The organism is Mesorhizobium sp. (genome assembly GCF_041661565.1).
Classification (GTDB): Bacteria; Pseudomonadota; Alphaproteobacteria; order Rhizobiales; family Rhizobiaceae; genus Mesorhizobium.
Genome location: NZ_JBAZUD010000067.1, coordinates 20,196 through 27,016, shown reverse-complemented (window position 1 = coordinate 27,016; position 6,821 = coordinate 20,196). Strand labels below are relative to the sequence as shown.

Here is a 6,821-nt window from a genome sequence, read left to right as displayed (position 1 = left end):
GGTGCTGCTGCGACTGACCGAGCGCGCCGACGACTGTCTGGCAGAACTTTCGGCGGCGCATCTCGACGAGCTTTCACGCATCGAGCCGATGCTGAGGCGGCTGCTCGATCGAAACGGCGGATCCCCGGCATCGGATGGCGGCGGTTCGCTCGGGCACCCTCAACCGGACCTTGGCTGCGATTAGCCGCCGTTCAGCGACTTCAGGAGATTGTCGATTGCCGACGGCGCCAGCTTTGGCTTCTGCTCCGGCGGATTGTCGTTGGCCGGCGGCAGCGGCGTGCGCTCGACCCCCGGCGTCTTTTCGGCCTTGCGTTCGGCCTCGAGCCTGGCCTTCTCTTGCGCGGCGATTCGGTTCGCCTCCTCGGTTTTCTGACGCTGTTCCCCATCCGCCTGCGCCTTGGCCGCTTCGTCGGCGGCCCGCTGCTCGGCGGCGGCCTTTGCATCCGCATCCGCCTTTGCTTTGGCATCCGCGTCCGCCTTGGCCTTGGCTTCTGCATCGGCTTTCGCCTTGGCTTCCGCTTCGGCCTTCGCCTGAGCTTCCGCCTGGGCCTTCGCCTGGGCTTCCGCTTCGGCCTTCGCCTTAGCCTCGGCCTCGGCTTTCAGCCGCGCCGCTTCTTCCTGCTTGCGCAGCTCCTCGGCGGCCTTGTCGCGCGCATCCTGCAGCGCCGCGTAGTAGCGCACCTCGCGCCGCAGCCGCTGTTTCTCGAGCAGCGCGGCCTGCATGGCCTCGACGCGCTGCTGCTCCTTTTCCAGCGCGCGCTGGGTCAGGAACTGCGCCAGCGGCTCGCTGTCGAATTGTCGTTTCACGGCGCCGAATGGCCCTTCGGCGGTGAAATTCATGACCGGCTCGGAGCCGACCAGCGCCTCGTCACCGGGCCTATAGGTGATTGCTCCCTTGGCCAAGACCGTGCTGGCATTGAGGTCCGCCGTGATATCGGCCGACAAGGTCGCCGCCGAATTCTCCAAGGTGATCGGTGGCGCCCTCAGCGTGCCGCCGGCAACAGTGAAGGCGATCTCGGCATCCTTCGCCGCAAAACTGCCATCGGCGGCGATCTGCGGCGCGAAGCCGGCGGTCTTGGCTGTATCGATGTCGCGCCCGATCGCGTCCGCCTTGGCCAGCAATGCGCTAAACGCGTCGGGATTGACGCCGGCGATCCGCAAATTCCTCAGCGTCGCCGTGCCGGAACCGGACAGAGCGGCCACCATCGCATCGACCGACTTGCCGCTGGTCGACAACGACGTCGAGACATCGCCATTACCACTGATGCCGGCATCCGGAAGCATGGTCGCCAGGTCGGCGCCCGCCACTTTCATCTGCCCGGTGAAAAGTCCGGTGCCGTCAGTGTTCTTCAGCTCGAACAGGCCGGTGAGCACACCGCCAAGGAACTTTGCCTTGAGATCCGAAACGCGGATGCCCTCCTGGTCGAGCTTGAGCGAAAAGGCGGCGTCATAAGCCGTGGCGAATGGACCTGCGGCCAGTGCCGCAGTCGTCAGGTCCAGATCGGCGGTGAACGGCAGGCTGGATTTCGGGCTGAACGGCGCCGCCGGCCAGGCGCCGCTTCTGTCCGCTGCAGCCTTGTCTGTCAGAAAGGCGGAATCGCCAAACAGCGCTACCGCCATCGGGTCGAGGTCGAGTTCGTCGAGTGCCAGCGCGCCGGCCAGATGCGGGATGCCGTCCTTGGCGTCGAGATTGACGTCGCCCGAGACAGCGGCTTCGTTGATGGCCCCGCTGAGATTGTCCAGCACCAGCAGCCCGCTGCCATAGTCGCCCTGCGCCGACAATGTCATCGACATGCCCGCCCCCATGCCCGGCAGGCCTATGCCCGATGTCATCAGCCAAGGCTCGATGTCGGCGGCATCGAGGCTGAGCTGGCCCTTGGCCGCGACACCTTGCGCCGTGTCCGATACAGTCCCCTCGAAACCGGCCTTGAAGTCGTTGCCGGTGAGGCTGAAGGTCGTGGCCAGGCCCCCACCAAGCGAGCCCTTGGCCGAAATATCGGTGCTCGCCTCGCCCAGCATGCCAAGCGGCAGCGCCGGCAACCCGTAAAGCGCCAGCAGCGCGGTCGCATCGGGGTTCTTGGCGTTGAATGTGAGCGTCACCGGCGCCTCGAAAAGCCTGTCCGCCGCCCCTTTCCCCGACAGCGACGCGGAAAAGGCCGAGCCACCGGCCTTGCCCTGTCCGCTGACCGCCAGGCCTGTGGTGCCGTCGCCATTGTCGGCAGCACTTGCCACCAAGTCTAGCCGCGCATCCTGGAACAGTTCGGGATAAGCCGCGGCGCGGCCGGCCAGTCCCTTCAGCACGGCATTGTCCGGATAATGCTGAGCGGCGACGTCGATCAGCGGCTTCAGATCGACGGCGATCACCGATGCATCGAGCTTGCCGGTCGGGCTCGCCGGGAAATCCTTGATCCGGCCGGTGGCGCTGATCGAGGCGCCGGCCAGCCCGCCCACCGACAGCCGGTCGACCTCGAGCACCCCGTCGCGCAGCCTGAGCGCGGTGTCGACCGTGTCGGCGGTGAGCCCCGCGGCGCTGACCGGACCGGCCTTGATCTGGAAATCGAGACCGCTGTTGGCAAAGCGGTTGGCGCCCTTGTCGCTGACGAAAATCGAGGCAAAGGCCGCCAACCCGTCGACGTCGAGGTCGCCGCCTTCCAGCCGCATCAGCACCGACGGCCTCGCATTGTCGGGCTGGCTGGAATCGATGCGTCCGGAGAACTTCGCCTTGCCCAGGACCAGCTCAAGATCGCTGAAAGACTGACGGTTTTCCGAGAGATCGACCTTGGCCTTGAAGCCGGCGGCGGGCAGCCGGCGGATTGCCTCGTCGACATCCTTCGACAGCCATGCGGCAAAGCCGGAGGGTTGCGCCACGGCCAGCAGCAGCGAGCCGGTGAAACCGAAATGGCCCTGCAGGTTGAGCGCAAGCATGCCATCGGCTTCCAGCTTGGTGCGGCCGGGCAAGGTTGCCGCAAGCGACTTCACCTTCCATCCGCTTTCAATCGGCTCGGCCGAGAGATGGACGTCGCGCACGGTGGTGTCGCCGGCGACCACCGCCGGCAGCCTGACTTCGACTGTGCCGGGGATCGTCGGTTTGGGCAGATCGAGCAATGCCTGTTCCAGCCCGGCAATGCGCTGCTCCAGCGTCAGGCCGGTGCCGGCCTGGCCGCCCACTGCCTCGTCCAGCTTCACCTGCGCGCCATCGGCCTCGATGGCGAAGCTCGGCTTAAGGCCGAGATCGACCGATGCCTTGCCGTCGGCGGTGTAGGGATTGTCGAGCGGTCCTGTCTCGAAACGGAACTCGTCGACGCCAAGCTTCTGGTGATCGAGCGAAAACTTGCCGTTCAGCCGAAAGCCCGGATCGGCCTTGGCGTTGACGGCTACCGTCTCGCCATCCGGGCCGTGCGGCCCGGCGGCGTGCTTGTCGGCACCGGAGATCTTGAAATCGCCGGAATAGACGGCGGCGCCATTGACGATGCCGGCATTGCCGTCCGTTTCGATGACCAGCGGATAGGCATTGGGATCGGCCCTCACCCGCAGTCGCATCTGGCCCGAGCCCTCAGCCTTGCCGGTAGACGCCGCGACACTTGTGCGAAGCCCGTCCAGATTTAGCGTGCCATCCATGCGCCATGGCCCGGCCAGCGACTTTGCCGAGATGGTCGCATTGATCTCCGACATGAGATGGCTGCGCCCGCCCGCGGCATGGCGCAGCTCGATCTGGCCTTCCGTCACCGTCAGCTTCTCGATCGAGATCTGGTTGAGGTCGAAGGGCGAGGACGGCCGCATCGTCCAGTCGACGGTGCCGTCATTGGCGATGTCGATGGTGGCTTTCGGCCGCACCAGGCGCATATCGAAAATCAGCACTTCGCCGCGCAGGAAAGGCGCCAACTCGGCATCCATCGAAAACGTCTCGACCGTCATCGCCGGCTGGCCGCCGGGGCCGCCGGCGACGGCGACGTTGGAGAAAGTGACCGAGGGGAACGGCAGCAGCCTTGCCGTGGCATCCCCTTGCACGGTCACCTTGCGGCCCAGGATGGCGCTCGCCTCGCGCTCGAATTCGGCGCGGTAACCAGTCCAGTCGACAAAGTACGGCACCACCAGCGCCGCGAGCAGCACCAGCACGAACAGGCCACCAAAGATCACGAAAAGGCGTGCGAGCATCAGCTCCGAACGGGTTGATTGAAATTCAGCCGCACTCTACCCGCATCCGCGTGTCGATAAAGAGGCAATTCATCTGCGGTTGCGTCATACCCGACGATCTGAAACAAATCTCGGAAAACATGGAGAATTTCGGATGTCGGGGAAGAATTGGGACCGGGTGCCGATCGATGCGCAAAGCGTCGACGCCCCGCTGTCGCAATCGGCGGTCTTTCTGGTTGTCACCGTGGCCAGCGATCAGGGTGCTCCCGCCAGGGTCGCCTCGGTGCTCGGCGGGCTTGACGATCTTGTCAAGACTGTCGGGTTCCGCGATCTTTCCGGCCGGCTGTCATGTATTGCAGGCATCGGCCGCGACTTCTGGGATCGTCTCTCTTCCGGCCCGCGACCGCTGGAGCTGAAACCGTTCGCACCGATCAGGGGATCGGTTCATTCGGCCCCCTCGACGGCTGGCGACCTTCTCTTCCACATCCGCTCCGAGCGACCCGACATGTGCTTCGAATTCGAGCGCATTCTGCTCGCCAATCTGGGAGACGCCGTGACGGTGGTCGACGAGGTCTCGGGCTTTCGCTATTTCGATGCCCGCGACCTGCTCGGCTTTGTCGACGGCACGGCCAACCCGACCGGCCTCGATCTGCCCGCCTCGGCGCTTGTCGGCGACGAGGATGCCGACTTCGCCGGCGGCAGCTACGTCGTCGTCCAGAAGTATCTGCACGACCTGCAGGCTTGGGCGCGCATCCCAACGCCGCAGCAGGAGGCGATCATCGGCCGCACCAAGATCGACAATATGGAAATCGACGATGACGACGCCCCGCGCAAATCGCACAAGTCGCTGGCCACCATCGAGGATGCTAACGGCAACGAATACGACATTCTGCGCGACAACATGCCGTTCGGGCGGCCGGGGCAGAATGAGTACGGCACCTACTTCATCGGCTATAGCAGGTATCTCTGGGTGATCGAGAAGATGCTGCAGCGCATGTATGTCGGCGATCCTCCGGGCGCCTACGACCGATTGCTCGATGTCTCGACGCCGCAAACCGGCACGACCTTCTTCGCACCGACCCGCCCGATGCTGCAGGCACTTGCCGAGAGGATGCAGGAAGAGCCCGCTGCAGCGAGGTAGGAAGCCGAGCTGGTCAGCCCGCGGACCGCCGTCCCATGAGTTCCGTTCGCGATCCCTAGCCCGCTGCCGGCAGTATCTTGCCAGGGTTCATGATGTTCTGCGGATCGAGCGCCTGCTTGATCGTGCGCATGATATCGACGCCGTGGCCGAGCTCGCGGCGCATGAAGCCGATCTTGCCCTGGCCGATGCCGTGCTCGCCGGTGCAGGTGCCGTCCATGGCGATCGCCCGCAGGTTGAGCCGGGCGACGAATTCCTCACAGCGCGCGATCTCTTTCGGGTCGTTCACGTCCATCAGCACCAAGGTGTGGAAATTGCCGTCGCCGGCATGGCCGACGATCGGCGCGACCAGGCCCATCTTGGCGATGTCGGCCTCGGTCTCGGTGACGCATTCGGCAAAGCGCGAGATCGGCACGCAGACATCGGTCGACAGGCCCTTGGCGCCCGGCCGCAGCGTCAGCGACGCCCAGTAGGCGTCGTGCCTTGCCTTCCACAGCTTCGTCCGCTCCTCGGCGACGCTGGTCCACAGGAACGGGCCGCCGCCATTCTCCTCGGCGATCATGCCGAAGGTCTCGGCCTGTTCGGCAACCCCGGCATCACTGCCATGGAATTCGACGAACAGGCAGGGGCTCTCCGGATAGTCGAGCTTGGAATAGTTCTTCATCGCCCGCATCTGCAACGCGTTGACCAGTTCGATGCGCGCCACCGGAATACCCATCTGGATGGTCGAAATGACCGCGTTGCAGGCGGCCTCGACGCTCGGAAACGGGCACACGCCGCCGGAAATCGCCTGCGGGATGCCCTGCAGCTTCAGCGTCAGCGAGGTGATAATGCCGAGCGTGCCTTCGGATCCGATCAGCAGCCGCGTCAGATCATAGCCGGCCGAGCTCTTTTTCGCCCGCTTGCCGGTCGTCACCGTCTCGCCGTCTGCCATGACGGCGGTCAGCGACAGCACGTTCTCGCGCATCGTGCCGTAGCGCACAGCGTTTGTGCCGGAGGCGCGTGTCGCCGCCATGCCGCCAAGCGAGGCATTGGCGCCGGGATCGATCGGAAAGAACAGGCCGGTGTCGCGCAGGTGCCGGTTGAGGTCTTCGCGCGTCACCCCCGGCTCGACCGTGCAGTCGAGGTCCTGCGGATTGACCGCGAGGATGCGGTTCATGCGCGACGTGTCGACCGAGATCCCGCCGCCCGGCGCGTTGGTATGGCCTTCCAGCGACGACCCGACGCCAAAGGCGATCACTGGCACGCGGTGGGCGGCGCAGGCGCGCACGATCTCCTGCACCGCGGCCGTCGTCTCCGGAAAGGCAACGCCGTCCGGCGACTGAGTCGGAATATAGGTGGTGGTATGCGCATGCTGCGCGCGGATGGCCTGGCCGGTCTGGAAGCGTTCGCCCAATTGCTGCTTGAGGATGCCGACAACCGCGGCGATTCCCTCTTCGTTGCGTTGGACCGGATTGAGGTCGCTCAGAGCCATGTATTCCTCCGCGAATGGGCCAGCGCCCACCTTGCCATGCGTCTATCCATGCGTAGTCTCACCAGCCACGCTCTG

The 6,821-nt window shown here is 65.3% G+C and carries 3 protein-coding genes and 1 pseudogene; 2 read left to right on the top strand and 2 right to left on the bottom strand.

Going from position 1 to position 6,821, the window contains the following annotated elements; genetic code table 11:
- Window positions 1–184 (top strand): annotated as a pseudogene (locus WC739_RS13815) (hypothetical protein); the annotation flags it as partial.
- Here the strand turns inward: WC739_RS13815 and WC739_RS13810 are convergent.
- On the bottom strand, window positions 181–4,155 hold the full coding sequence (locus WC739_RS13810; RefSeq protein ID WP_372953593.1) for an AsmA-like C-terminal region-containing protein: 3,975 nt from the start codon (window positions 4,153–4,155) through the stop codon (window positions 181–183). The pseudogene WC739_RS13815 and the gene WC739_RS13810 sit on opposite strands and share 4 nt — an antisense overlap.
- A gap of 133 nt (window positions 4,156–4,288) precedes the next feature.
- Between WC739_RS13810 and WC739_RS13805 the strand changes: the two genes are divergently transcribed.
- Window positions 4,289–5,275 carry a Dyp-type peroxidase gene (locus WC739_RS13805; protein ID WP_372953592.1) on the top strand — a complete coding sequence of 329 codons (987 nt, stop codon included), beginning with the start codon at window positions 4,289–4,291 and terminating at the stop codon, window positions 5,273–5,275.
- 55 nt (window positions 5,276–5,330) lie between these two features.
- Here the strand turns inward: WC739_RS13805 and WC739_RS13800 are convergent, their stop codons facing one another.
- Window positions 5,331–6,746 carry an FAD-binding oxidoreductase gene (locus tag WC739_RS13800; RefSeq protein ID WP_372953591.1) on the bottom strand — a complete coding sequence of 472 codons (1,416 nt, stop codon included), beginning with the start codon at window positions 6,744–6,746 and terminating at the stop codon, window positions 5,331–5,333.
- Window positions 6,747–6,821: the final 75 nt, after the last annotated feature.

Coding starts and splice junctions, on each gene's coding strand:
- WC739_RS13810 (WP_372953593.1), bottom strand. CDS start 4,155: ATGCTCGCACGCCTTTTCGTGATCTTTGGTGGCCTGTTCGTGCTGGTG.
- WC739_RS13805 (WP_372953592.1), top strand. CDS start 4,289: ATGTCGGGGAAGAATTGGGACCGGGTGCCGATCGATGCGCAAAGCGTC.
- WC739_RS13800 (WP_372953591.1), bottom strand. CDS start 6,746: ATGGCTCTGAGCGACCTCAATCCGGTCCAACGCAACGAAGAGGGAATC.